Annotated in this window: 26 protein-coding genes; 3 read left to right on the top strand and 23 right to left on the bottom strand. The window is 41.0% G+C overall.

Features of this window, described 5'->3' with window-relative positions:
* Positions 1–19: 19 nt before the first annotated feature.
* From HRM2_RS09895 to HRM2_RS09790, 21 genes are all read right to left on the bottom strand, one after another.
* A complete protein-coding gene (locus HRM2_RS09895; RefSeq protein ID WP_015903875.1) occupies positions 20–640 on the bottom strand; it encodes a tetratricopeptide repeat protein in 621 nt (206 codons plus the stop codon).
* Between the two features lie 12 nt (positions 641–652).
* Positions 653–1,981, bottom strand: a complete 1,329-nt coding sequence (locus HRM2_RS09890) for an O-antigen ligase family protein (RefSeq protein WP_015903874.1) — start codon at positions 1,979–1,981, stop codon at positions 653–655.
* A 4-nt stretch (positions 1,982–1,985) separates the two neighbouring features.
* Entirely contained in the window at positions 1,986–3,266 is a 1,281-nt protein-coding gene (locus HRM2_RS09885) for a glycosyltransferase family 4 protein (protein WP_015903873.1), read from the bottom strand.
* Positions 3,267–3,434: 168 nt separating this feature from the next.
* Positions 3,435–4,748, bottom strand: a complete 1,314-nt coding sequence (locus tag HRM2_RS25145) for an ISKra4-like element ISDau4 family transposase (protein WP_015903872.1) — start codon at positions 4,746–4,748, stop codon at positions 3,435–3,437.
* Positions 4,749–5,003: 255 nt separating this feature from the next.
* Positions 5,004–6,104 (bottom strand): sugar-transfer associated ATP-grasp domain-containing protein, encoded by a 1,101-nt coding sequence (locus HRM2_RS09875; RefSeq protein ID WP_015903871.1) that lies wholly within the window; start codon positions 6,102–6,104, stop codon positions 5,004–5,006.
* Between the two features lie 376 nt (positions 6,105–6,480).
* A complete protein-coding gene (locus HRM2_RS09870) occupies positions 6,481–8,097 on the bottom strand; it encodes a polysaccharide deacetylase family protein (RefSeq protein WP_015903870.1) in 1,617 nt (538 codons plus the stop codon).
* Positions 8,098–8,234: 137 nt separating this feature from the next.
* Positions 8,235–8,804 carry a GNAT family N-acetyltransferase gene (locus HRM2_RS09865; RefSeq protein WP_015903869.1) on the bottom strand — a complete coding sequence of 190 codons (570 nt, stop codon included), beginning with the start codon at positions 8,802–8,804 and terminating at the stop codon, positions 8,235–8,237.
* 122 nt (positions 8,805–8,926) lie between these two features.
* Positions 8,927–10,105 carry a carboxylate--amine ligase gene (locus HRM2_RS09860; RefSeq protein WP_015903868.1) on the bottom strand — a complete coding sequence of 393 codons (1,179 nt, stop codon included), beginning with the start codon at positions 10,103–10,105 and terminating at the stop codon, positions 8,927–8,929.
* 87 nt (positions 10,106–10,192) lie between these two features.
* Positions 10,193–11,740, bottom strand: a complete 1,548-nt coding sequence (locus HRM2_RS09855; protein ID WP_015903867.1) for an oligosaccharide flippase family protein — start codon at positions 11,738–11,740, stop codon at positions 10,193–10,195.
* A 28-nt stretch (positions 11,741–11,768) separates the two neighbouring features.
* Entirely contained in the window at positions 11,769–12,830 is a 1,062-nt protein-coding gene (locus tag HRM2_RS28310; RefSeq protein WP_015903866.1) for an acyltransferase family protein, read from the bottom strand.
* Between the two features lie 63 nt (positions 12,831–12,893).
* A complete protein-coding gene (locus HRM2_RS09845; RefSeq protein ID WP_232364242.1) occupies positions 12,894–13,871 on the bottom strand; it encodes a glycosyltransferase in 978 nt (325 codons plus the stop codon).
* A gap of 164 nt (positions 13,872–14,035) precedes the next feature.
* A complete protein-coding gene (locus tag HRM2_RS09840) occupies positions 14,036–15,280 on the bottom strand; it encodes a TIGR03087 family PEP-CTERM/XrtA system glycosyltransferase (RefSeq protein WP_015903864.1) in 1,245 nt (414 codons plus the stop codon).
* Between the two features lie 15 nt (positions 15,281–15,295).
* Entirely contained in the window at positions 15,296–16,387 is a 1,092-nt protein-coding gene (locus tag HRM2_RS09835; protein WP_085938436.1) for a FemAB family XrtA/PEP-CTERM system-associated protein, read from the bottom strand.
* A gap of 124 nt (positions 16,388–16,511) precedes the next feature.
* Positions 16,512–17,195, bottom strand: a complete 684-nt coding sequence (locus HRM2_RS09830) for a CPBP family glutamic-type intramembrane protease (protein WP_015903862.1) — start codon at positions 17,193–17,195, stop codon at positions 16,512–16,514.
* A 292-nt stretch (positions 17,196–17,487) separates the two neighbouring features.
* Positions 17,488–18,354: an XrtA system polysaccharide deacetylase gene (locus HRM2_RS09820; RefSeq protein ID WP_015903860.1), complete on the bottom strand. Its 867-nt coding sequence runs from the start codon at positions 18,352–18,354 to the stop codon at positions 17,488–17,490.
* Positions 18,347–18,739, bottom strand: coding sequence for a type II toxin-antitoxin system VapC family toxin (locus HRM2_RS09815; RefSeq protein WP_015903859.1), 393 nt, complete (start codon positions 18,737–18,739; stop codon positions 18,347–18,349). Before HRM2_RS09815 ends, HRM2_RS09820 begins: the two co-directional genes overlap by 8 nt.
* Positions 18,730–18,990 (bottom strand): hypothetical protein, encoded by a 261-nt coding sequence (locus tag HRM2_RS09810; protein WP_015903858.1) that lies wholly within the window; start codon positions 18,988–18,990, stop codon positions 18,730–18,732. Before HRM2_RS09810 ends, HRM2_RS09815 begins: the two co-directional genes overlap by 10 nt.
* A gap of 134 nt (positions 18,991–19,124) precedes the next feature.
* Complete coding sequence (locus HRM2_RS09805; protein ID WP_015903857.1) at positions 19,125–19,958, bottom strand: exosortase/archaeosortase family protein; 834 nt, start codon at positions 19,956–19,958, stop codon at positions 19,125–19,127.
* Between the two features lie 4 nt (positions 19,959–19,962).
* Positions 19,963–20,388, bottom strand: a complete 426-nt coding sequence (gene hepT, locus HRM2_RS09800; RefSeq protein WP_015903856.1) for a type VII toxin-antitoxin system HepT family RNase toxin — start codon at positions 20,386–20,388, stop codon at positions 19,963–19,965.
* The gene (gene mntA / locus HRM2_RS09795) at positions 20,363–20,767 is read right to left on the bottom strand and encodes a type VII toxin-antitoxin system MntA family adenylyltransferase antitoxin (RefSeq protein WP_015903855.1); all 405 of its coding nucleotides are present in this window, start codon (positions 20,765–20,767) and stop codon (positions 20,363–20,365) included. Before mntA ends, hepT begins: the two co-directional genes overlap by 26 nt.
* A complete protein-coding gene (locus HRM2_RS09790; RefSeq protein WP_232364241.1) occupies positions 20,764–21,363 on the bottom strand; it encodes an exosortase C-terminal domain/associated protein EpsI in 600 nt (199 codons plus the stop codon). The genes mntA and HRM2_RS09790 overlap by 4 nt, the downstream gene beginning before the upstream one ends.
* Before the next feature lie 94 nt (positions 21,364–21,457).
* On the opposite strand from HRM2_RS09790, the gene HRM2_RS09785 reads away from it, so the two are divergent.
* From HRM2_RS09785 to HRM2_RS09780, 3 genes are read left to right on the top strand one after another with little or no spacing between them, the layout of a single operon-like run.
* Positions 21,458–22,219 (top strand): tyrosine-type recombinase/integrase, encoded by a 762-nt coding sequence (locus HRM2_RS09785; RefSeq protein ID WP_012662387.1) that lies wholly within the window; start codon positions 21,458–21,460, stop codon positions 22,217–22,219.
* Positions 22,201–22,371 (top strand): tyrosine-type recombinase/integrase, encoded by a 171-nt coding sequence (locus HRM2_RS27050; protein ID WP_012662388.1) that lies wholly within the window; start codon positions 22,201–22,203, stop codon positions 22,369–22,371. Before HRM2_RS09785 ends, HRM2_RS27050 begins: the two co-directional genes overlap by 19 nt.
* Positions 22,368–23,432, top strand: a complete 1,065-nt coding sequence (locus HRM2_RS09780; protein ID WP_012662389.1) for an IS91 family transposase — start codon at positions 22,368–22,370, stop codon at positions 23,430–23,432. Before HRM2_RS27050 ends, HRM2_RS09780 begins: the two co-directional genes overlap by 4 nt.
* Before the next feature lie 420 nt (positions 23,433–23,852).
* On the opposite strand, the gene HRM2_RS09775 is transcribed toward HRM2_RS09780, so the two are convergent.
* Both HRM2_RS09775 and HRM2_RS09770 read right to left on the bottom strand, forming a co-directional pair.
* A complete protein-coding gene (locus tag HRM2_RS09775; RefSeq protein WP_015903853.1) occupies positions 23,853–25,286 on the bottom strand; it encodes a porin family protein in 1,434 nt (477 codons plus the stop codon).
* A 27-nt stretch (positions 25,287–25,313) separates the two neighbouring features.
* Complete coding sequence (locus tag HRM2_RS09770) at positions 25,314–25,898, bottom strand: polysaccharide biosynthesis/export family protein (protein WP_015903852.1); 585 nt, start codon at positions 25,896–25,898, stop codon at positions 25,314–25,316.
* Positions 25,899–25,902 lie beyond the last annotated feature (4 nt).

Raw genomic sequence — 25,902 nt, 5'->3', positions numbered from 1 at the left:
TTCAAATCTCCGATAAATGTTAGTTTGATAGAGGCTTGTGTGGAATAATTTTTTGACCCGAAAATATTTGTTTCTGAAGAACAGTCAATCTATCAGACCAATGGGAATTGGTAGACAAACCACGATTTACAGCATCCAATGCGGCTTTTCTATTACCCATCAGGGCAAGAGTCTCAACCAGATAAGACCAGACCTTGCCATCTTTTGGAGCAAACCTTAAAAACATGACATAGTCATTGGCTGCTTTTTGCAATTGATTTATTGCCAGAAAACAATCTGCTCGAAACCGAATAGCGTGGGAAAATTTATCATTTTTTACAAATCGGCTAAATTCCTTGATTGCTTTAGAATACTGCCCTGCACGACCAAGGATAAAAGCACGAGTATAGTATAAATTATAATTTTTAGGTTGTAATTTTATTGCTTGATTTATGTAGGTGAAAGCCAAGGCGTGATTTCCCTGCTTGGAAGACTCATCAGCTTTTTTAGTCAAAACACTAACATGTTCCTGGAGCGTTTTTGTAAAACCATTGCTATTCGTAATCAACAGCAACACCAATATCAAGGAAATATTTGTAAAAACTGTCTTTATAATTGAATTCTTCTCATGTAAGCTTCGCTCTGCTTGTATTGCACACATATTAAATATCCCTTAGCTTACCATGGTTACTTCAGTTACTTCAGTTTCATATTCCATGATTGCATTTTCCAGAGCCCTTCTAAGACATACGGGCAACATCAGCAATATCCATATAATTTCAGTGTAAATCATGGTTATTGTTAAGCCACAGGTAAGAATGATTACAATGGATATACAGAGTCCAAACGAAAGTATTATAAAATCATTTGCAATTTCAGGCGGTAATCGATCTGACATGGCCTTTATTCTCGAATTTTCCTTTAAAGCAAAAAAAATTATCAAGGCGAATAAAAATAGCCCTTGAATTCCTAACTCAGCTACACATTTTACATAAGTATTGTGAGAATCTTTACCTTCATACTCAGGGATATAGATTACTATAGTCTGATACCAATTGCCGATACCAATACCAAGAGGATGATCTGATACCATTTGAGCCCCTGCCTGCCAAAGTCGAAAACGGCTTGCCGCTGATTCGTCTCGCTCTTCCTCTTCTGATACAACAATACTTGTCATACGCTCTAAAAACTGCTGATCAGTGACGTATAATCCCCCCAATACACCCAGGACTAAACCAATCGCAATTTTTTTTTTATACTGTTTTGGGGCCATAAGCATGGCAGCAAAGCATCCCATAGCAATCCCAACTAAAGCGCCCCTACTTCTACAAAGCACAACAGCGTTAGCTGTAAACGCTGCAGCAACCAAACATACAATTTTTAGAATCCATTTTTTACTTCTAAGCAACTGAACGCCGATAAGAGGCAGCATCGCTGCCATAAAGGACCCAAAGAAATTAGACTCAGCAAAATCAGCACCACCAATTCCCTCAAGCCGACCTGCAATAAATGATCTTCTGGGTAGCTCCCACGCCTGCAAACCTAGTACCAATGCACACATTACAAACACCCAAAAAAGTCCGTTAAATTTATTTTTATCTGTAATGATGTGAGTCATCAGGAAAATAAACACAACAACCTTTGTAAATTTAACAGTAGGATGGTCCACAGTACTATATCTATCCACAGTCGAAACTCCGAAAATAGATGATAACCATATCACGCACAAAAAAAGAAGCAAAAGAGTTTCCTGCCTCTGTATAGCTGAGAATCCAAACCTGAGCTTATGCCTTTGTAAAACAAACCCCAGGATAGTGGCCAGGGCAAGGCTGAAGGAATAACGTATTCCAATGCCTGAAAAAGGCGCTTCCCACCACTGTTGCGATGGTCCTATGCAATAATCTGCGATATATCCATAAACACCTAAATGAGGTAAAAAGACGGCCCCACAAGTACATATAAGAAACAAACTTATAAAAAGTATTGGCTTGAGAGAAAACATAGGATCAATTTTCGCTTTTAAAAACTAATTTTTCAAGTTCTTTAACTTCAACCTTCATTCGTTCTTCCCATGTCCAGAAAGAGGATGCCAGTTTTTTCTGTTCAGATTGAAACTTGATTCTCAACCCCTCATCCTCGAGTACTTCTGATAAGTAGTTTCCCAATGCCTGGTTATCATCTTTTTCAGCTAACAATGAATTTGTTCGATGTTGGAGCAAATCCGATGTAGAAGGATCAATAACAGAGACAACGGGAAGACCGGCCCAAGCTGCTTCATATAACGGGTTGCACCTATTGGTCACATCGTTGGTGATCAAAAACACATCGGCAAAATTCATCAATGCCCAGATATCATCGTGGGCGACAGATCCAAGCCAAATAACATTTTCGGTCAAATTAAGATTTTTTGCCAAATCCTGCAATTCCTCTTTTTCAGGGCCATCCCCTGCAATTAGAAGTTGGCAATCCACGCCCTTATTTCGACATATTTCCAAGGCATGAAGCATCCGGTCAATACGTTTCCAACTGCTCAAACGTGAACAGGAAATTGCCCATTGGCTATTTTCTCGAAGAGTGGGACCAAACCGATCTACAAGTTCTTTTCTTGTGGTCGTCGGTTTTTTTGAGGGAGGATCAATCCCGTTCTGCCAGAAACGGAAGCGTTGGGAAGACAGGTTAAATTTTCCAGCAACTTCATCTCCTCTTGTACCGTCATTGGCGCAAATTAAGAGTGTTGACGGTATTAAATAACCGGCTGCCGCTGTTGGGTAACGAAAATATACAAAGGGTTTGTTCATTAAATCGGCCAGAAAAGTTCCATATAATCTTGTCACATTAGGTATTTCAAAAATCTGGCCTAAAAAGAAACCGGATAAAGAGGCATACTGATTATGGGCATAGATAAGATCTGGTTTGAATTTACCATATTTACAAACCTTCCTGGCTTTAATTAAGAGACTCAATGTTAACAGCAAAAGCATAGACACATTAATTATCCACCTAAAAGGATATGGAATTGAATTTCTGCCGGAAATTTTACTGACTCTGTTTCTAAACCGTTTAAGCGGTGGCAACCATGAACAAGGAGCCACGTGTATAGAATAGCCTTTCCCTCTTTCTATATGCAAAGGTTTTAAATCATCCGAAAAAAGGTCATAATAGGGTGAAATCATTTCTATTTCATGATTTGCACGAATATGACCTTTTAATGTTTCCCTTAAAGAGGGCATTCCTCCCTTTCCATCCATGGACCATACTGGCAGTGCTGAAATATGAAGGATTTTCATAAAAATAATCCAATAGCATTAACTTAAAGTAAACATCTAATTCAACCCACTGACTTTATACTTTTTCTGATCATCATTCTGTGAACCATTTTGGTCCTGACTCGTATAGGTTAAGATCAACTATATAGTTTTAGGAATTCACTTTTTAAAGGGAGCATTACCTGTTTCTTAAGAATTATCCACTATGAGACGAAGTTGAGGACGCTTTTCGGTTTTACTTTGCTGTAATTTTTTCCTACTTCTTTCCATTACTCGATCAAAAGTTTTATTATACTTCGCACAACGTAGCTTTAGAATATTGTTGGCGTTTGTAGGATACCACCATGCACCGGATCGTTTAAGGCGTACATTGGATATGAACTTATTTGAGCTTTCTATACCACCACTGCCAATATGATAACCACCTCTCTTCAATGAACCGTAATTTATCATTTCTTTACGATCAGAAAGATATTTCACAGTCTTGTTAATTTGTTCCATAGCTGAATCTGAATTTGGTTTCATTCGCTTCATTCCGGCAATAATTCTATCTGCCTGGTTTAAAAAAAGTCTGGTAAGCGTTGCCTCCACCCATTCTCTGGCTTTTTGTGTGTTCTTGCCGTATTGGGCATTGGCCACATCATGCAAATACTCGCTGCAATGATAATAATCCAATACTTTTTTAGAATTCGGATAAACTTCCTTTATTCGATTCCAAATCCATGGAGCACCATCTCCAATGACACATATGCGGACTTTTTTTTCGGGTATTAACCCGGCCTGCTTGATCTCCAACAGATCCTGTGTCAACTCTTTGTCTGTTTTGATTTGGTGCCAGCTTATCAGGTGATTAATGTTTTGATTATCAATCAGATAAATCCGAAACCCCTTGACCTCTCTCCATTCACCTTTCCCTCTTTTACCCTTTCTCGGACTGGGCTCTGGGCGTGTTGGTGCATGGGCTCCGTCTATGCCTATCATTAAAACGGGGCGGCGGAAATTATTCTTAGCGATGGCATCAATTTGAGCATGGATTTCTGATTTGTCAGGACAAACATCCAACAGTTGAATATGCTCTGCTACTTCATTAACAACATCGTGGGCATGGTGGTTACTGACCTTAACTCCTGCACATCGCTCAAGGGTTTCAGCCGCTGTTTCATAAGGCATTTCGGCCCCCAACCAGGCTTCCAACTCTTGAATGTCAGATTGTGTTTTTCGATTCGAAAGCCCCAAGGCATAATCCAGCGGATAGAATCCGAAACCACATTTGACGCAATAAAAATAAGGCCGTTCAAGCTCTACTGGACCTATAAGTGTTTCAATCTTCCGTTTTACTTTTTGGGGCCTTGCTTTTATTTGTTTGTCGCAAATCGGGCATTGACAATGTTTTTGCTCCAGTAGGTGACCATATTTTTTTTCTATCAATGCTAAAGCGGCCTGCCCCATAATGTCTGATCGGTTGCTGAAAAGACTTTTCGATATATCGGTGATGGAATCCATCTGGTAATCCTTTGCTATTTTGTCTAAACGGCTACTGGCAAATGATAGAAATCCTGACTTCCATTCTTCTGAATAAGCGCTTGCGATTTTAGCAGTTGCTATCATGGGGCCTCCTTTAAAAAATGAGGGCTATTTCCCATGATAAGTTAATCTATTCTTATGGAATTGTCCAGCTTTATTATCTATAAATACAAAGAATTATAATCACATATCAAGCCTTTCAGCAAGTTTTCCTCTGTCTCTCATAAGATTCCGTTAAGAAACGCCTAATGCTCCCCTTTTTAAACCTCGTTGCTGAAGGAGTTGAAAAAGTACAGGATCGTATGCAGTATTAGCCTCAACAATAAATTCACCCTCGTCTGTCAGCGCCATATCCCAACCAATTGTCTGCAATAAAGGAAGTGAATCCTGGGCACGGACAGCCAATTCAACAATTTTATTCCATGAAGGTAAAACAAATCCTTCTATTCCCTCACCAGTATCTGGATGAATAGCATATTGAGTCATTATTGGCCAGTCGCTCGCTGTTGATCCCCAAGCTGGGGCTAATTCTCCGGTTTCAGTGTTAATAGCTGCAATCAAATTGTTTGACATACCTTTTGAAAAGTTGTCGTGTTCATTTTTGCCACGAATTATCTTAAGGCATGCCATAATTATTTCTGTTTTACCGTTCCGCCTGATGGTAGTTACTCTAATAGTTGATAAACCTTTTTGTGAAACAATAGCTCTTAAGGAAGAATGCGTTTTCATTCTTGGTTGAACGATAAACCCTTTTCCAGGCTTAACTCTTACTTTTATATATTCAAATAAATCTTCCGCTGATCCATTACAACCTGCAAAATTAAAATTACCGTTTTCCCTATAAACTGCGAAAGCCCCAATACCACTTCTTCCTAGAAATGGTTTGACAAATAATTCTTTTGGTAATGTCGATATTATTTTACGCCATTTTTCGATATCATTTATAATCTCGACTCCGTCGATATTCAAGTTTTGATCATTTGATACAGCGCAAAACACAGGAATTATTGGTAAACCTTTTTTAATACAGTGATTATAAAACTGAAGTTTATTTCCAGCTGTTCTACGAGCCTCGACCGTGCTGTTGCCCACCAAAAGTTTAGTAAACTTTTCTTGATTTGTAGTATATTCAGACCACTCTGATTCTGGAACATTGTCAAACTGAAAGAAAGAATATAATAATGGACTAATACCGAATTTAAAATGGGCTTTTAAAATCTTAGGCATTGTTGAAAGAGCAAGGGACATACTACCTTTGCAATGCGCCGAAAAAGCTTTACGATATTGCCACATTGTGTTAGTCGTTCCTTGGATCGATTTTTTAAGATAATTCATTTTTTAACCTCAATGTTTTGTATGCAATCACATCATAATTTTTTACATATTGAGAAAGGACTTCGTATCCAACAAAAGATAGCCATTCTGTCATGGATTGAAAACATCCTGATATCTCTTGCTGGATCTTGATCATCCCAACCGGATAAGTCCGGACCAAAAAAACTTTATAATTCTCTTGTCAACACAACACAAAAATCAGAAATAAGAATATAAACTACTCAACTGGATTGGTTGTTTACATGGGGTTTACATGGGGTCAGGCTTGCATTGTTGCACTTTTGTTCGGCTTAGAAAGCGGACAAGATGTTGTCAAAAGCACAATAACACAAGCCTGCCCCCGATCATCAAAGTTGAAGTCCGAAAGTTGAGTAAACTATGACCGATAAACTTGCCAATAGGCTTCAGCAAATCGTCTTATCATCCGCCTATTGCGCCAACTATGCCAAGGAGTAATCAAATCTGGCCTCTTATAAACGACTTCCCCTACATCATAAGCATTAGGCAAATAAAGGGGGGAAAACGTTACCATTTCATCACGAGGTAGTCCTTTGGGAGCATAGAGATTGGGATCGGCAAGATAAGATTCCCCATTGGGGAACTCTACACGAACCATTAAGTCAGGTAATTTGGGACTCAATCTTGATTCGTTACGAAACCCAACTCTTGAGGATTTTACATCATAAAAGCTCTCTACCTTTAAATCGGTTCGTTGCCGCCACCACTTGGCATAAGGAGATAGTTGCAAAGGCTTAACGTCCGAGTATGACATGGCCGTCTCAAGAATAAATCGGACCAACTCTGGAGAAGTTCCCATTCGTCCTTTTATATCTGGATGACCATAGAGGAACATAGGCTCACCCGCAGAGTATTTTTTTTTGATCAAAGTTTCAAAAAAACGACGGCTGATTTCTCCATCTAAGGGAATATTAGAAACAGGGAAGCGGTCTCCAAGGCAATGATAAGGGATTTCCAAGACCTTTCCAATTCGTCCGTTTACTACTGGAAAGTAGGGTATCCCATCGTGGTTAACCCGGAAAGAGGATGCGTATAAATAACCGCGCTGCTCAAGCAAATGGTACAGAGAGGGATGCCAGAAAAAAGCTGGCGCTACAAATCCCGTTGGATGCTGATCTGCAGAATTTAAAACAGTCTCGGCACGGATAAGGGATTTTGAGTTGGTGAATCTGTCGGGAAAGACAATATGCCAATGGTTGTGGCTCCCGACTTCCAGCCCTGCATTAGCAGCGGCAACGATCAAATCTTTTTTATGTGTATATTTACTGGTACAAAAAAACACAGAGGTCGATGTGGAAAAGGGACGAACAGCGTCCAGCCAACATTTAAAATTTTCTTTTGGCCCGCCATCAGCATCCCCTCGAAAGCATAGTACGGATCTGTTTTTCCCGGGAAAATACCATTTGTGAGTAAACGGTAAGCCCTGTCTAAAAAAAGCCTGTTTTATAATTTCAATGACCACACGACGGACATTTTTTTTTACTATCGCCGACATCTCTTCATAAATCAACTGTCCATTACCGACATTAACAAATCGGCGTGCCCGTCCCCAGCTTTCCCAAAGCGGTCTCAAGCAGAAAGGAAGACAGAAAACAGTTCCCTGACCAAGCTTTCCCCTTTTTACCCTGATCGCTCGGGAATTATTTTTGTCCTCCAAACCACAAAAGTTCTGATCATCGTAGGGCATCTTACAATAATGAATCTCATCGAGATGCATTACAGGTTCAGTATCCGGTTCGCATATAAGACAAGCCCCTTTCAATGCTAATGCATAACAATTTTCAGCAATACTCTTTGGAGTACCTTTAGGTAAAACAAACACAGAGGCTGTATGATTTTTGATCAAGTCATCCGAATTGACCGTAGCCCATGAAATGCCTTCGGCATCTAAGAAGCTTATCCATGCAGGGTCCATTTTAAGTAAGAGAACAGAAAGGTCCAATTGTAAAGTATTTTTAGAATTTTTATTCGGCATGTGGAATGGCTCTTTTAAAACAATTCTACCATAGTCTTTTTAAAATTTGACATCTAAAAACTATCAATCTTCATTAATTGGCCTTGTGATTTCAATCCAAAAAATTTATCCGGTGCTTATACGCCACGTCAAAAAGATTACAACACCCTAAAAAACTCTTTTTTCAAAACAACTTTTCTTAGAAGGTTCCCATCTTTATACCATCCAAGGCTTTCAAGCATTTTCTGAGAAGCCAAGTTGTCATTTTTTACTATACCCCAAATTTCTTTATAACCTTTTCTCAGAGCAACTTCCTGAGCAAAACCTATTCCCCGTCTTCCAACTTTTATATTTCGGTATTCCGGGGGAACAAGAGTTCTGAAACTAAAAACAACATTTTGGGAACTTCTTTTTTTTTTAAATTCAATCAACGCCTTTTCTTTTTCTGAAAGCCATGAAACAAAACAAATTTTGTCAGAATTTAAATTTTCGTAACCGATTAAAAGTATCTCACCAGAATTTATTTTCCCTGATAAATATTCAAAACCATTTTCTCCGAAATGACTTTTAAACTGAACGGCAACAGCACTAAGGTCCTCATTTTTAGCTTCTTTAAATAAAATTGTTTTTTCAACAAAATTACTTTTTGACAATTTTTTTACGTAGAAATGATACTTTTCTCTTAGCCAAATTTTTCTTATATGTTTTTTTATTAAACTCAAAGACATTTTGATTCCTGTATATATAAAATTATTTTATCGTCTCTTTCAGGAAGATTTTATTATCAGATCTGCCCTTATTTTTATTCCCATTTAAACATGATGATCAAGTTTAACAAATTAATATTTTTTTAGTTTAATAATTTAAATAGCTTCCGTTGAATACGGGAGAAGTACGAACTCAGTAGAGGAACAGGATCATCCAGACTCCAAATAGGTCCAACAATTGGTGGCCTGAGAGATTTAAGCCAATCGAAAAGGGTTAGATCTCCTTTTTTAAGCTGATATACTGCCGCTTCATAATCGGCTGACCACCGAACCCAACGATACTTCAACCGTTTTTGATAAAAATTTGGGATTGATAAACCGACAATATCACAATAAGCGATAAATGGTATGGGTATTCCATTTCCCTCAGAAAAGCTGTTGTTCCAATCAGTCCGACCTATGGTAGGCTCAATAAAAACATATTTTCCATTTCTTGGATCTTTCTTAAATTCCGTAGAACATGGGCCAAAATAATTAATACTTTTAAAAAAACGGGTGGATAAATTTTCAATCTCGGGGATATTAACCACTTCACAAGATGAGGTACTGCCACAAATTGGAGGCCATTGACGTATTTTTCTACCGGTAATTGATACCACAGGATCACTATCACGATTGTAATACTGAAAACAAAAATACAATTGTTCTTCTCCACCAGGGATATATTCTTGAACAACGACCTCTGGTGAAGCCATGGCAAAAGACTGATATTGATCTTTTAACTCTTTTGCTGTATTAGCTATGAAAGCTTTGGCTGATGCAACATTTAAGAACTCATTGCTTCTCAACTCGGGTTTTAAAATACAGGGGAACAAGACTTGATTGCTGACTTCATCCATTTGGGAAAAATTCTTAACAGTAAAGGTTCTAGCCGTTGGAAAGCCTTTATCCAACGCCATCCTATCAAAACTTGTCTTTGATAAGGCAGTTTTTATTATCTGGGCGTCCGGCATTCCAATACGATATATTTTTTTCAACTCAGCCAACCTGTCTGCAATTGCAGAAACGGTTATGTCACGAATTGGAAACAACACTGGAGAATATTGATGCAGGGCACTATTGGTTATCAACATTTCTACAAGGCTTTCATCCGAACCAGAAAAATAAATTTTTTTATCGATAAAACGGCTGCACATTTCATGACTGTTAATTTTATCGGTTATGACAATGGTATAAACCCCTCTTCGCCCCAATGAACGTGCAACCCCGAGTCCATTGCCGCCCGAGCCAAGAATGATGGCAGGAGGATTAGTATAGTTCATATTTATTGCCCTTATCTTCCACTTGATACATATGGCTTCTCATTGATAGAATCATGACAAAGTTCATTGTTAATTTATTCATAAACGCTAGGATTTTACAATTGGCCGATAAATTTTATTCCATAGGCGTTTTTTATCATTTGATGAAACAAGCAATAACAAAGCAATGGGAATATAACACAAAACACAGGCCGCAACCTGGATAAAAAACTCAAACCAATTTTGTGTTGTAAAAAGATGTTGCATGCCAAAGCAAATCCCTGAAAAAAGTCCAGCTGCAATTAAACCCCTGCTACCCGTTGACAGCAGCAAACCGCCCCAGCTCATTCCAACTTTCTTACAGGCATAATGTGGTACAAGAATTGTTTGTATGAGAAGGTGAGAACCCAAAGTCCCCGCTGCAATACCTGTCAAACCCCAGTCGAACACGACAACAAATGAAATAGACAAAATTAAGTTGATCATCGCCTCGACTATTGTCATTTTGGCGGAAAAACTTATATGACCGGTTGCAGCAAGAAGACTTCGACTAAACTGCCCTAAAAGAAGCAACAGTTTTGCACAGGAAAGAATTGCCATAACCTTGGCAGCCGATTCAACCGAGGTCAAAGGAAAAATCTTCGCATCAAACATCCAGAGTGTTATGAACGATACACCAAAAAAAGCATATCCAACATACATAAGTATACCAAGGATAAGTGACAAGCTTATCAACCGGTTAAGTATCCATCTGACCTCACCGAAATTTTCCTGGGCAACAGCCCGTTGTAACGAGGGGAAAAAGGTCATATAGATCTGCTTGGTAAAAGTATCAGAATAATAAATAAGCATAGCACCGATACTATATACAGCAACGGAGTCAATACTGATCAAATTCCCAACCAGCAGCAAATCAGTTTGACCGATAATCTTGGCAGATACCGCTACAACGAATGCTCCAATTCCGTAGTTATAGAGCTCTTTCATTCGATCTTTTTTCAACATCAGAGGCCAGAGTTTAAGCCCGCTATGGATACGATTGCAAAGCATTAAATTGACTATTAAGCCAACGATATTACAACCGACAATTGCGATGGTTAAACCGATCAACCCCATACCCAGCTTAAGTACCACAATAGTACCAATCGTGCGGACCGCAAGCATTATAAGATCTGATCCCCTTGCCAGATCAAATCGGTCATATGCTGCAAGCAAACTGGAAAGAATCGTTCTTAACGCTGAAATCCATATATTGACAGCAAGTACGGGAAGCAAGACCGCCACAGTCATATGATATTCCTGGGGAACAGAAGGGAACACCCATGGAAACACCAGTCCAAGTATGAAACCGGCAAACAGTATAAGCCCGCTTAAGACGGTATAAAGGCCCAAACCGGTGCGTATGGTTTCATCAACCTTTTCATATTCCTGCTGGCCGAGAAAAAGAATAATATAACGACCTGTGCTGGCCCTTACCCCAAGATCCAGGACGCCCATATATCCTGTTAAAACAGTCAGAAGTTGCCAGATTCCATACTCTGTAACGCCAAGTGTATGGACGATAAAAGGGGATAAAAAGAACATAACCACAAGACCGGCCCCGTGTCCGATCCAATTTGCGGTTAAATTTCTTAAAACAATACGTGCACCTGTCATTATTATATGAATCCATATTGGGAGGTAATTATTTTAAAAAACATACGGATATAACCCTATAAATAAAATGATGTTTTTCATATTTAGCTATTAGAAAATGGAAACCTTTTTTTTGCAAGTAGGTTATCAGTGACGCAAGCACAGTAAGAACAAGGAATTTTACAAAATAATTTTTTGCAAAATCGGGGATATGACCCGTCCCATGATTCCAATTTTTCAACAAAAATATATGCCATAAATATATCCACATGGAGGATGAGCTCATAAAAAAAATTAACTTATGAAACTGCAAATGCATATTACCGTATGTTAGAAAAAGATATAGCAGGATAGAAATCATTAGGCCATAAATAGTCCAAAATGATTGGGGGGGATATTTGAATGCGTTGATATTAGAAAATACATTTTCTACGTTAATCCGAGAAACAAACACGTATGAAATCAGCGTAAAAAGGAATAAAATAATAATTTGATTTTTTGGTAGAATTGAAATGCGCAATCCAACTGCAAATATCAATGAATAGGGTATTATATAAAATAGATATTCATTGACCAAAATCCTAAAAAGGCTATTTTGAAATTCAATATTATTCGCAATTTTTATATCAGTTAAATAAAAATATAAGATTAAAAGCATACATATAAAAAAATAATAAATAAAATTATTTTGTATTCGTTTGTTAACATACTGGATAATCGGCGAACTTATTGCGACTAACAGAAACACCTTGATAATCCAAAGATAACCAATCCCCCCCCCTCTTAAGAAAAGACTATTTATAATGAGATACGAGGTAATGTAATGGTCATTAGTGACTATATCGACGATCCAAAAATACGAGAAAAAAACGAGTAAGAAAGTCCAAGTTGGAGCCAATAACCTTAAGAGTCGATGCCGATAATATAAAACAGATGCAGACTGATTATCATTAGAGATCCCATACGCAATTCCACTGACAAAGACCATCAAAGGTACATCAAAAGTTCTAAGCTGCATTACAATATCAGGTGGAGATACGTGCGCCAAAATCACACCTAACAACCCTATAGTACGCAATAAATCTAAATTGTTATTTCGTTTTGATTCCATACTCATTCCTGACGTTTAAAAACAAATCACTTTCCAAATGTAAGAACATATAGAGGTCCGAAATCAATACAAACTACTGCAAATTTGCTTAATTTTCTCAGGCCAGGTTTCTTGAGACATGGCTTTGATGCTTAATCTGCGGTCTTCCTTTGATTCTAAAAGATACTTTTCAACAGCTTTTTCAAATTCTTCTTGGGTTTCTACAATCTGAATAAACTTATCATACAGTTTAACCTCTGGCATCGGAGTTGAGATGACAGGCAGCCCCGCTGCAAGATACTCACGAAGCTTAATTGGATTTACTGCATGGGTAAGTTCATTGACCTTAAAAGGAATCAGCCCCATATCAAAATGCTGGCAAAATGCCGGCAGATCCTGGTATTTTTTACGTCCTAAAAAATGCATATTAGGGGTGGATCTATACTTGCTCAATTCCACACTTGAATCAGCATCGCCAATTAACACAAAATGCCAATCCGCCCTTTTTTGGGCCACCTCCCACAACAGATCCACATCCACCCAATCCCGGATTAGACCAAAAAATCCCAAGCGGGGCCTTGGAATGAATTCCAATTCCTTTGGGCATGAAAAAGTTTCATGAACCGCTCGGTTAAAATGATCAAAATCGACCCCATGGGGAACAAGAATGGTATTGGGATTCCAGTCCTTTTTCGCCTCCTGCAAAACCATGGCTGTAGTAATTACAAGATCAGATTTATGGCAAAGTTCTTTTTCATCCTGTAAAACCTGGGCCTTATTGTAACCAGAAAATGACGCATGATCATCAACACAATAGTACACCACTTTTTCTTCATTAAAATGACCCAGGGTGTATGCAACATCCGGAGTAAATGACCAGATCTGCGTCGGCCCCTCTTTTACCTTTCCCAAGGCCAGTCGGATCTGGGTTATCAACAACAATCGATTCAACCTTCGCACAAGGGGTGAACTTGGCAGGGGGATGACCAGGGGAGTTAACACATAAAGATTTTTTCTTGGTCGTTTTAATCCTTTTATCACCTGCAAAAGTTTTTTTACCATATAAACCAAATCTGAAGAGCTTGCTGTGGGCACCCGGGACCCGTGGTAATTAATCCATAACACCACATTAGTCTCGGCCAGAAGATGCATCACATGGTGCTTACTTGTGGGGGGGGCCTCGTATCCGCTGGCAAAGCAGATAATGGTTTTTCCTTGTATCATAATCATATACCCATTAAATCGGAAGCATGAAGCAGACGCTCAAAATGCCCCATGTTGATTTCCCAGTTATATTTTTGTTTTACAAATTTTCTTGCGTTTGCTCCAAGCGTCTTTCTTTGTTCTATGCTTGTAAGTAGTTGAGTAACAGCAATCGAAAATTTTAGCGGCAGATCTTCAACCAGGACATGTTCATCAATAACAGCATGAATCCCATCCAAGGCTTTTGCAGTAGTTACAACTGGTTTACCCATGGACATGGCCTCTAATACTTTATTCTGGATTCCGGCAGCGATTCTAAGCGGGACCACACAAACATCGGCGAATTGATAATAAGGCCGGATATCTTCTACAAAACCGGTTACTTTAACGCCTTGAATATTTTCCAGTTCCCTGACTTTTGATGCGGGATTACTTCCCACTATATAAAACTGAACTTTAGGGTATGTTTTTTTTACTCCAGGCAAAATTTCATTGCAAAACCAGGTAACACCTTCAATGTTGGCATAATAATCCATGGCACCTGTGAAGACTAAAATCGGGTGGGAATGACTGTCTCCTGATTCTATAGAATCAAACTTGGCATATGGTGAAAAATATTCATAATCCACCCCATTGGGAATTGCCGTAATATTCTTCACAGACGGATACAATTCAGTAAACAGTTCTTTTTCACGTGGGGAAACCACTACAGAATGATGAAAAGCATTATTAATAGATTTTTCATACTTAAATAAACGTTTGTGTTCTATCCCATAAACTATATTAAAGGGAAATCGACTTTTATTTGCATATTGACCCCATTTTTCAGAATCCAGATCACAGAAATCCATTATTAAAACAGGCCCATTAGAATTTAAAACAGGATTTAATTGAGGTGATCGAAATATATATTCAGCCATTGTCGAACAAAAACAGATAACTGCATCGTACTGTGTTGCTGACACCCAATTATTTATGGTTCTTTGAAGTTGTCTTGAATAAAAATAGCTCACCGACAATGGTGATTTAGACAATAAAGCAATCAAGCTTTTTATCTTTGCAAGTTTTGTGTTTAAGGGAATTACCTTTACTTTTTCACAATGCTTCTTCAGATTCTTGTCGTATTTCAAATCTTCTGGATTATCCGCTAAACAGGCCAAATGAATTTCATGAAAAACTGAAAGATACTTTATTTCATTAAATGTTCGTATCTTATCCCCTTTATTGGGTGGATAGGGTATTCGATGGGCAATGTAAAGAATTTTCATAATAGGTTTAATGGATCACAAGCTGATATTTTTTCGGATGAAAGGACCAATCATTTTTGTAAAAACAACGGGCATTTTTTGCCAAAGTTTAATGGCTGCATCAAATTTAGCTTTTTTTGAACTTGCTGTATCAACCACACCACCGTCCATGGAAGTGTAATACCAATGAAGAGGAGTCGATGTGGCACCCCACTTTTCCTTAAACTTATAAGTTCCTTCATCGGGTGAGGAACGTCCAAAATCAAAACAGGTATAACCATTGTCACATGCAAATTCCAGCATGGTCCAGTATTGAAGGGTATTTGCCCTCAAATTTGCAAATTCCCTCAGGGAAGAGGCCCACGGATTGGCCAGCATCTTTTTAAATCCAATTACCAATATACAGGCAATGGGACGTTTATCCTTATAAACAATCCCTATTTTTGCTTTATCAGGAAACTCTTTTAGCACATTTTTAATAAAATCCTTTGAATGAACAGGAGAACCCAGATCTCTCATGTTAATTGTAAAAACAGTGTAAAAATCATTCAAAAGTTCGATCCCGCCTGTTTTGCATTTTAAACCGTCCCGAATGGGTCGCTTTATTTTATTTCGAAATTTTGAATTAAAAGATTTCATTAACATCTCAGAAGTTTCTGGTAATTGAAGAACCATACGAACCTTTTGATCCTTTAATTCATGGATTATCAGATCTTCATCAGTATTACATTGGTAGGTAATCGTTGAATCTTTTTGATTGATTTTATAAAGCAATGATAAAGGCGTTGAATGACGCAGTTCAATTGAATCGACCTTGAGTTTTTGCCCTAATTTTATGGCTTCACTAAAAAGCATTTTTTCTGTTTGTTCATCAATTGCCAAGATACCGGACATGTCAAAATAAGGTATGGACACCAAATTGTTACCAAAAACAAAATGCTTCAAATGAGCAAGGGGAAGAATGCCAATAATTGCGTTTGCAGCGTTTATGGCCATGAGATAGAAGGTTTTATGACCATAGGTTTTCTCAATCACATTTTTCCACCCTGACAAATGATATAAATTTGAATTGGGATGATAATTTACAAAATCATCCCAAGCTTTTTTATAGGATTCTGTATATTGTATTATTTTTATTGTCTTGACTCCATTCCATTTACAAGCGAACTTTTTTTAGAGATTAATATGCCTATTTTGATCGAAAAAGGGCATTATGAGCGAATTTTAACAATCTTGAAATACTTTGATGGGGTTACCAGAACCCCCACTGACCAGTCATAAAAACAAAGACCGCCAGCACCAAATTGGTGGTTCCATGGGCCACAATGCAGGAGAGAAGGTCCCCCCTCTTTACCCAGAGCCAGGAGATGAGGAGGCTGTAGGCAAAGGCTGCCAACCATTCAGGAGATGTGTGGCCAAGGGTAAAGGCAATGGAGGATATCAATACGGCAGGCCATGTCCATGCACCATCTTTTACATCCAGAAGATTGGATCGATCAAGTGCAGCTTCAAGAGGTTCCGGGGATCTGGCTTTACGGGCCTGATCCCATTGAAGGGCAACCCGGAATACATATCCACGGATGGCCATCTCTTCAAAGACGGGAACCAGCAGCCCTGCCGCAACGAGCCGCAAAAAAAAGCCCTGTGGCCGCCAGGCATCCCCTTCAAATGAATCGATAAAAGGAGCCAGTAGCAGACACCACAGGGCAAAACCCACAAGGCCCGTTCCGACTCCCCACAGAACAGACATAAACTTTTTTCCCGGGGAGGACAGGGGCATGAACCACTTCCAGCCCCACACAATCAAGGGCGTTACCACCAAAATTCTCAACAGGTAGTTGAACTCAATGGATATCTTGCCGTCCAAAAGCGACGCAATCCCCACATAGGCAAAATAGGGTAAGAGATAGGGTAAAGCCAGGTTTCTATTTGTCATTTTTTGTTATTTTAATCTTGGTCGGTTGATTCGGCATTGCGGGCTTTTCTAATCTTAAAGAAATCATAAACGCCCCAGGGTAGCAGAACGATGCTTAATACCTTGTTAAAAAGGGCATGTTTTTGCATATCGGGGTCGCTTGTCAACCAACCGTCGTAGAAACACCAGAGTCCGAAAAAAAATAATAGGATAGTAAAGATATAGGGACTCATGGGGGGTGGGGGTGGAATTTTTTTCTTGGGTGAGCTCATTACACTCCTGGTTAAAATTTTTGCGGCCCTTAGGGAATTACTCAACCGATATAATTCTTGCAGGTTGAGAACTCACATCGGCTAAAGGTGTCTATCAGTGAATAGAGTTTTTTACGGGTTCGACCGAGGTTAGTATAATGCCTGAATTTAAAACCCTTTGACGCCTGTTTTACCCGGGGTTGATCCGGATCAAACTCCCAGGGGTGGGAATAAAAGACAAAGGCATCGTCCTTGCTTAAAACGGACTTCATGCCCTGCTTGAACAGTTGAAACGGTATAAGCCTAAAATAGCCGCCCCCTCCCAGGGGAAAAATCTTCGTTCCAAGACTAAGATTGCTCACAGGCAACTCTAAAAAATCAGAGAAAGGCTTAAATGCTGTACCCTGTTTTTCTGCCTGGGAGAGATCAAGCCTGCCATATCTTCCGTGCATGGCAAACGAATTATAGCTTGAATCGTAGAGGTATCCGGCCTTCTGGATGAGTTTTAGAATATCGTTGTCAACAGCAAAGCTAGGGGCTCGATACCCGTAAACACCCTCCCCTGTCAAATCTTCAAGCAGTTTTTTGCTGGCTGACAAATCCTCGGATAATTCTCCCAAGGACTGGTGGGTACACAAATGGTGGGAAATTCCGTGGGAGGCAACTTCATGGCCCCTGTCATGAATTTCTCTTACAAGACCTGGTACCCTTTTGGCAATCCAACCCAGGATGAAAAAAGTGGCTTTGGGTTTAAAGGCAAATGAATCCAACAAATCAAGGATTATTTGGGTATTGCTCTCCACCCGCATATCAAGGGATGACCAGGAGGAAAAAGGGATATAGCCCTTAAAATTTTCCACCTGGAACCAGTCTTCAACGTCAAAGGTCAGGAGAATTGATTTATTTAAAGTTTTATTTGGTTTAGACAAGTATAAGCCCTTTTACAAAAGAGAAATGGACATCTTTTGTAAATAATTTCAGTCCATGCTGAAATGCAACAGAAGCGATCCAGATATCATTGGTTGGAATAGGCGTTCCTGCTTTTTTCAAATTTGTGATGATCTCTGAATAATAATCAGCGGTTTGGATATCAACTGAATAGAGCACAACCCTTGGAGAGTCCAAAAACAATTCAAGTTCGTCTCGATTCCCACGTTCTCTTGTTCCACCTTTAAATCCTGAATAAAGTTCACCTACACTGATGACTGAGATCCCAATTTCATCCACCTTCCTTAACAAATGAGTCACTTCATGATCTGCACGCATGGCATGGGAATAGATATTGGTATCAATCAGTATTCTTTTCACTTCCATAGCTCCGGATCAATGATTCTTTCATCATCAATCTTTGTTTGAACCATGTCAAATTCCTTGTCTGACCATTTCCCAAACAAAAAATCAAGATCATCATAAGTGCGGGTGAATTTTTTCTCTTTCTTTATCCCTACCCTTATTTGAATTAAATCAAGCATCAACTGGTTAAGACTTTTGTTTTCCTTTGATGCAATTTCCTTTAATTTTATGGCTACATTCGGCGCTATTCCGCGGACTGTAATCGCTTTCATTATACACCTCAATTATGATGGCAGTATTTGACTTTATATTAATATCAAATAATATCATCAATCAGAATTATGTCAAGAATCATATAGACATTCTGGATCACCTAATGATTTCTAAAAAAATTCTGAGGACTCTTTTATTTTTCAAATTTCAATTCAATGATAAACACAAGGTAGACCAGGGCAAGGGCAACTGCAAATACCAGAATTCCTGACATCTCATGCAAAAAACCCTGGGCCGCTTCAGGACCGATATAGGTTGCCATGACGGCGGTGATGGTCAAACGAACGATATTGACCACAACCGCAATGGGCAATGCGGAAAAGAAAAGCACCCATTTCTTAAAATTTCCCAAAGGGGCGATAAAGGCAAATGCACCTGACAGCGCCAGAAGGGAGGTAAGGGAGCGAATGCCGGAACAGGCATCCACAACCTCAAGGGAGGTATTGGCAAGGTGAAGTATGTTGCCGTCCCTTAACACGGGTATTCCCAGAAGATGAACCATGCCTGACGAAAGATTGGCCGCAAACAACTGGAGGGGAAAGGCGATTTTGTTCCAGATAATGGCGGGAATGGGAATCATGAGAATGAGATAAAGTATGGGGATGAGTACAGCCTTAAATATCTGAAAACCAAAAAGATAAATAACCATGCCGGAGATGGTGATAATCATGGACGATCGCATGACGAACAGCTCTGACCCGATGGTGCCGGCAAGATAGCAGAGCATGCCAAAAACAATCACACCAATGCCTGCTGGAGAGGATTTTATCTCAATGGTCTTAAGGGTCTCTTTCTTGTGCCACACCATGTAGGCGGCCACAAAGGGAATCAAAAAGCCGTGGGAGAAGTTGGCATTGTTGGACCAGTCATAGATCAGGGTAGCAATGGCGTGACTGTAAAGGGCCACAAACACGCCTGTCAGGATCAGGATCTGGATGGCCAGATTTTTTTCTAATTTAAAATTCATAATTTCAACTCTGTACTTTCAACCACGTCAAAATACTTTTTGAAAATTCTCTAAAATCATTCAAATTTTTCGTAGCAACTGAAAACACAAGATCCCAATTAATGGTTGAATATTCATGAACGGCTATATTTCTATAGCCGACACTTTTTTTCATCCTTATGCAAAGGCTCTCTGAAAGAATCCCGGCTCTGTTTAGATTATCAAAACTATCTGTCATGCTGGCCGGTGGCCGGGCGTCATCAAGTCCGGCATTTATGTGAGCTGCAATATCCACACTGACCTGAACTGCCCGCTGAAGATTAAGTGAAATAATGTCCTGAAGATCAAAATCAATCTTCAAAACAGCACTGTTTTTCGGAACTTTGGACTCCACACGTTCAACACATCGTTTTAATGACGAAAGTTTATCCAGAATGATCTGTTTGTCCATCAATAAACCTCTGAATTTGTTGTTCCATCACCATTATTGTGTTAGGCATCATGTCCGCCTGATTGTACCACAGTTTCTTTAAAAGTCGAGCCAGAAGAGGCACAGACCGCTTGATGACGATTTCCCCACTGCACAGGGCACTCTTAAGGATGACCCCGTTGACTTGATTTAGATCAATCAAATCTATTTCCCGGCCAAAGGCACTGGTCAATGCCAAATAGATATCCGTTTTCTGTTCAAAGCTTAATTGAGACTCTGCGGCAACACCAATGTCTATATCGCTGTTCGTTCCGAGCGTTCCCCTTGAGGCAGACCCAAAGACAGTGACAATCAGAATATCCGGGAATTCTTCAAAGACCTTGTGAAGGGTTTGAATCACGATGGAATATACTCGTTTAAGTAAGGATAAATCTGTTTTGTAAAATCTTTTAAAATCTCCAGGGTTTTATCTTCGTTTTCAACAACAGGAGAGATGAGGCGTACAAAGGAACCATCAGTTCTATGCTTAGTTATGGAATCAATGACCAGCCATATTTTCTGCATGTACTCGGAAGATATGATCCTCCCCCTGGACTGGAACCAGTAAAGCACCACCTGTTTTTGCGAATCTTTGACCAGGATCAGCTTTATCACATTGATATTTTTTCCATTGTTGTTCTGCCCCACATCCACGGGTTCAATGGAGGATCTTAGGATATTCCAGCCGGAACCGGGCATGCAGTTCTTGGGAGAATGGATCAAATCTCCCTCTTTCTGGCTCTGGTAAAACCCCACATAGAGCTGCACATCTCTGCCATCTGGCGTTTCATAGGAGGCAAGGATGGAATCCTCAACCCCCAGAATATCGTAAACCTTTTGATCAAAGGTTGACGTGGTTCCAGTCCACGGGCCAATGGTCATGGGAAAAGTATCAAAGGGCTTGTTGGACGAAGCCGCTACGCGGAGACTGCAAGTCCCACCTTTTTTAAAAATCAACACATTTTAATTTTGCCTTCTTATAGTGATATACCGGAAAAGGCGATGCCAACGCATCCGCCATTGACCAGTTACTTCAAAAAGGAGGTTTACAATGGACACCAGCATGCCCAATGATCCAAAATTCAACAAGTATTACCATAAGCATCTTCAATGCTTGAAACTGGCAGGCCTGCAACCTAAGACCATCGAGGCCTACTCACGGGCGATCAGGCGGATCGGCAACTATTTCGACTGCCGGGTCGAAAACCTGACCACCGACCAACTCCTTGATTACTTCAACGACCTGCTCGAGAACCGTTCCTGGAGTGCAGTCAAGCTCGACCTTTATGGCCTGAAGTTTTTTTACACCAGAGTGCTGGGCAAGACCTGGGAGGACATCCCCCTGATCAAACCACCGAAGACCACCAGGATTCCGGATATTCTTTCGGTAGAACAACTCCAACAACTGGTCTGCGCTACACGACAGTTGAGTTACCGGGTTTTCTTCTTCACAGCCTATTCACTGGGCTTGCGTCTTGGAGAAGGAATCAGGTTGAAGGCCGGCGATATCGATTCTGTCAATATGCGGGTCCACATCCGCGACGCCAAGGGAAACAAGGACAGGTTGGTTCCCCTGCCGGAGAAGACCTTGCAGACCCTGAGAAATTTCTGGTCTGTCCATCGACACTCAGAGTTCCTCTTTCCCAATCGGAAGCGGGGGCTGAAAAATGCACATCTGGTAGATACGCCCTTGGACAGAGGCGGAATTCAGACTGCCATGAAGGCCGTGGTCACGCAACTCGGTATTAAAAAAAAATTTCATGCCACTCGCTTCGCCACAGTTATGCCACCCATATGCTGGAATCCGGCGTAGATCTTGTCGAACTCCAGCAGATCCTGGGACATGTCAGCATCCTGACTACCTCCAGATATACTCACCTGACGACCGTCACTAAAAACAACGCCCGCCAGGCCGTCAATTCCTTGACCGACACCTTTGATATTACCTGGGGAGGTGTCAAATGATTCTAATCTCCACAATAATCAACAAATTCAAGCATGGCTTTCTGGAGCAATACAAAGATTCAATCCTACCCAGTCACCAAAAGGCCCTCTGGGCTATGGAGCAGTGCAGGCAGGAGCATGGCCCGCACATGCTGGCACAATGCACAGATCATGACTGCGGCGAAAAAAGATATATTCCCCACTCCTGTGGTCACAGAAACTGCCCCCATTGCCAGAACCATGAAAACCAGCAGTGGATCGAAAATCAACTGGACAAGCGACTCCCGGCCGAATACTACCTGGCCACCTTCACCCTCCCCAGGCAACTTCGGGCCTTGACATGGAGGCACCAGAAAATCGTCTATTCCCTGATGTTTGATTGTGTCCAGGAGACCCTGAAAACCTTCACCCGGAACGACAAAAAACTTGGTGGAGCAGCCGGGTTCACCGCCATACTCCACACGCATTCACGAGAGCTCGAGTATCATCCCCATATTCATGTCGTCATGCCCGCGGCAAGCATCAACATGCTAACCCGTTTATGGAAGAAAAAGGCCGGATACCTCTTCAACGAAAGGGCCCTGGCAAAGGTCTTCCGGGCAAAAATGCTGGAAGCCTTGGTCGATCAGGGCCTGAAACTGCCCGGGGATTGCCCCGAAAAGTGGATTGTTCATTGCAAAAACGTCGGCAACGGCGACAAGGCCATCATCTATCTTGGAAAATATCTTTACCGGGGAGTCATTCAGGAAAAGGACATCTTGCGATGCGAAGACGGCATGGTGACCTTCCGTTACCTGCACGCAAAGTCTAAAAAATACAAAACCCGGACCGTGACCGGAGAAAAATTTCTTTATCTGCTCATGCTCCATATCCTGCCCAAGGGTTTTCGTAGAATCCGGTGTTATGGATTCCTTCATCCCTGCAGCAAGAAACTCATTAAACTCCTTCAGCTAATATTGCGAGTCATTCCATTCCGTATGCTTGCAAGCAGACAGAAAAAACGACCCGCCATCACCTGTCCCATTTGTGGAGCAAAGATGAAAATCATCCAAACACAAATTCTTCTGCCGCTGGTTGCCTGACCAGCATGAACGAGCTGAAAAGGAGGTGTTGACTAATCCAAATTCCGCACATCACTAAGCGTGAAAGGAAACTGGTTCTCCCGGCAACGCATACTTGCGCGCAGAAAACAGCCTTTTTGGGTTCGAACGGCCTCGATAATTTGATGAATTTATTTCAAAGATCAATTTTTCGAAAAAAGAACCGGTCCTGCCCCACATCCGTCTGATCAGGCGGCCTTGCTCCGAAAAAGCTATTTTCTATATAAGGTGTGACCGGGCTTGTCCAACAAACGGTTCAGATTGTGGTTCGCTGCGCTCACACAATCTAACCTTATTCGTTGGGCTTGATGATTTCAGAATGGCTGGAAAGCCCTGCCACGACCATGGTCAGAACCATGATGCCGGCAAGGATTAATGTGTTTTTATAGGTCATCGGTTTGCCTAATTCTTAAAAATCCGCTTGTCAAAATCACTCCTTGAAATCAATTCCTTGGCTGGCAAGGTTCTTAAAGGATAAAGGGTGACCATCATTGTTGCCTTGTTTTCAGTGTATTCCGCTATGGTATCTGAGTCTGACGTATAATCCTCAAAATTATAGGAGAATCTGATGTTCATCCACCGCAGGGGCATCCACGACAGGGAGAGTCCAAGATTTGTGGTATTGTCAACCCGGTTGACATCGGGTTCAGTATATTCGTCCCGGATATAGGAGCCATCAAGATCGGCCGAGAGTCTTTTTGTAACTTCGTAACTGTATAGGAATCCTGCCTGGTAATAGACATTAAATCCAAGGCTTGCCGCATCATCGCTTGAGGCATCATACCCGCTTGAGGCCGACAGGGTCAGGGTACCCCTTCTGCTGAAATCAAAAGTTTTAAAGGCGTCAAGGTCAACAAAAAGGCCAGAGTCCGTCTCTGTATCCCATTCCTGGATCAGGTACCCAAGCCCAAGGCTGAGGCCGGAATCCTCCGTGATGCTCCAGTCAAACCCTACAGAAGGGTTGTATACGCTTTCATCCCCAGAATCCCTGTTCGTCCGGGTATGCTTGTACTTTACATAGGTGTCAAAATGCCGGGTAATTTTTTTAATCAGTCTGATATCACCCGTATATATTTTCTCATCTTCATCTATTTCATAGGTTCTACTTTCAAAGGAAATGTTGGAATCAAATCCCCACTGGGGCGTAAACCAGAAGGATATAAAAGCTGAGGGTTCATGACTCTCATATTCATCTGAATCCAGGTCTGCATAGTTGTCAAAGGAATAGGTATATCCAAGGTCCAGGGAGTTCATTTCCCCAAACTGATGGGTGACTTTGGTTGTGATGGAAGTGTCTTCACTTTCCTTCCACTCACCGGTTCTCACCTGACGATCATAGGATTTGGTGTAATCCCCGGACAGGGTGAGATCCGTATGCCTTGTCACCTGGATGGCCGTGCCCACATATGCACCATGCTGCCAGGTATCCCCCTGGTTGTCATCCCCATGGCCGTCGTAGTTAAAGCTGAAATCAACGGCCACCTGCTTGCTCGGGTTGAGATTGCCGGCAAACGAGGCGTTGTGCTCCCACCCATCGGATTCATAGTTATTCTTGTAATCCTTGAATTCAGGGCTGTAACTCAGAACAGCCTGGCCCGTACGTTCGAGAAATCCAAGGGAAAGCCCTACCCCATAGGTGGTATAGAATTCTTCTCGTTTGTCAGTGTCCGTCTGGAAATGATTGTCCGTGTAATCCTCTGAGATATAAAGGCTGGGGGAGAATTCCATCTTCATTGCAAAGGTCTGGACAGCCCAGGATACAACCATGACACAGGTCAGAATACCGACCAGAGCAGGCGTCGGTATCGGTTTTGATTCTTTAGGAATGCTCACCATTATTCAGGTCCCCTTTCACGTTATGGGTCAAGGTACGATGATGGTATCGTCTGCCTGGATAAACACATTATTGCTGAAATCACCCTTGGTGATATCCTTGTAATTGACCCGGATAATCCGCTCTTGACCATTCTCCCGGCGAAACAGAATGATCTCTTTCTTTGAGGCCCACTCGGTAAACCCCTTTGCAATGGCAAATGCCTGCAAAATGGTGAGTTTTTTTCCAATGGGGTATTCGCCCGTCTCGTTGACTTCCCCAAGGATGTAATACCGCTGACTGCCCGGACTGATAAGGGTTACAGTCACCTGGGGGGCCTCCACAAAATCGGAAAGTCGTTTTTCAATGACGGCCTTAAGATCCATGGTGGTGAGTCCAGACGCCTGGAGGTCATCCAGAAGGGGAAAGGTTATTTTGCCGTCAATTCTGACCACCGATGCCTCAAGGGAGAGTTCCGGCTCCTTCCACACATCAATTTTAAACACATCCCCGGCCCCTATTTTGTAATCTTCCATGGTTTCCTGGGCTTCACCCCGGGAAATCCCAGGCTGAAAGAAACATCCGATCACCATTGAAATGAGACTTACCACAAACAGACCCCGATTAAAAGACATAGCT

Origin of the sequence: Desulforapulum autotrophicum HRM2 (assembly GCF_000020365.1) — a bacterium.
GTDB classification, from domain to species: Bacteria; Desulfobacterota; Desulfobacteria; order Desulfobacterales; family Desulfobacteraceae; genus Desulforapulum; species Desulforapulum autotrophicum.
This window is presented reverse-complemented; position numbering and strand designations above follow the sequence as displayed.

Excerpts from the sequence above, each read along its gene's own strand:
- HRM2_RS09895 (WP_015903875.1), bottom strand. The coding sequence starts at position 640 with ATGTGTGCAATACAAGCAGAGCGAAGCTTACATGAGAAGAATTCAATT.
- HRM2_RS09890 (WP_015903874.1), bottom strand. The coding sequence starts at position 1,981 with ATGTTTTCTCTCAAGCCAATACTTTTTATAAGTTTGTTTCTTATATGT.
- HRM2_RS09885 (WP_015903873.1), bottom strand. The coding sequence starts at position 3,266 with ATGAAAATCCTTCATATTTCAGCACTGCCAGTATGGTCCATGGATGGA.
- HRM2_RS25145 (WP_015903872.1), bottom strand. The coding sequence starts at position 4,748 with ATGGATTCCATCACCGATATATCGAAAAGTCTTTTCAGCAACCGATCA.
- HRM2_RS09875 (WP_015903871.1), bottom strand. The coding sequence starts at position 6,104 with ATGAATTATCTTAAAAAATCGATCCAAGGAACGACTAACACAATGTGG.
- HRM2_RS09870 (WP_015903870.1), bottom strand. The coding sequence starts at position 8,097 with ATGCCGAATAAAAATTCTAAAAATACTTTACAATTGGACCTTTCTGTT.
- HRM2_RS09865 (WP_015903869.1), bottom strand. The coding sequence starts at position 8,804 with ATGTCTTTGAGTTTAATAAAAAAACATATAAGAAAAATTTGGCTAAGA.
- HRM2_RS09860 (WP_015903868.1), bottom strand. The coding sequence starts at position 10,105 with ATGAACTATACTAATCCTCCTGCCATCATTCTTGGCTCGGGCGGCAAT.
- HRM2_RS09855 (WP_015903867.1), bottom strand. The coding sequence starts at position 11,740 with ATGACAGGTGCACGTATTGTTTTAAGAAATTTAACCGCAAATTGGATC.
- HRM2_RS28310 (WP_015903866.1), bottom strand. The coding sequence starts at position 12,830 with ATGGAATCAAAACGAAATAACAATTTAGATTTATTGCGTACTATAGGG.
- HRM2_RS09845 (WP_232364242.1), bottom strand. The coding sequence starts at position 13,871 with ATGGTAAAAAAACTTTTGCAGGTGATAAAAGGATTAAAACGACCAAGA.
- HRM2_RS09840 (WP_015903864.1), bottom strand. The coding sequence starts at position 15,280 with ATGAAAATTCTTTACATTGCCCATCGAATACCCTATCCACCCAATAAA.
- HRM2_RS09830 (WP_015903862.1), bottom strand. The coding sequence starts at position 17,195 with ATGACAAATAGAAACCTGGCTTTACCCTATCTCTTACCCTATTTTGCC.
- HRM2_RS09815 (WP_015903859.1), bottom strand. The coding sequence starts at position 18,739 with ATGGAAGTGAAAAGAATACTGATTGATACCAATATCTATTCCCATGCC.
- HRM2_RS09810 (WP_015903858.1), bottom strand. The coding sequence starts at position 18,990 with ATGAAAGCGATTACAGTCCGCGGAATAGCGCCGAATGTAGCCATAAAA.
- HRM2_RS09805 (WP_015903857.1), bottom strand. The coding sequence starts at position 19,958 with ATGAATTTTAAATTAGAAAAAAATCTGGCCATCCAGATCCTGATCCTG.
- hepT (WP_015903856.1), bottom strand. The coding sequence starts at position 20,388 with ATGGACAAACAGATCATTCTGGATAAACTTTCGTCATTAAAACGATGT.
- HRM2_RS09785 (WP_012662387.1), top strand. The coding sequence starts at position 21,458 with ATGGACACCAGCATGCCCAATGATCCAAAATTCAACAAGTATTACCAT.
- HRM2_RS27050 (WP_012662388.1), top strand. The coding sequence starts at position 22,201 with ATGCTGGAATCCGGCGTAGATCTTGTCGAACTCCAGCAGATCCTGGGA.
- HRM2_RS09780 (WP_012662389.1), top strand. The coding sequence starts at position 22,368 with ATGATTCTAATCTCCACAATAATCAACAAATTCAAGCATGGCTTTCTG.
- HRM2_RS09775 (WP_015903853.1), bottom strand. The coding sequence starts at position 25,286 with ATGGTGAGCATTCCTAAAGAATCAAAACCGATACCGACGCCTGCTCTG.
- HRM2_RS09770 (WP_015903852.1), bottom strand. The coding sequence starts at position 25,898 with ATGTCTTTTAATCGGGGTCTGTTTGTGGTAAGTCTCATTTCAATGGTG.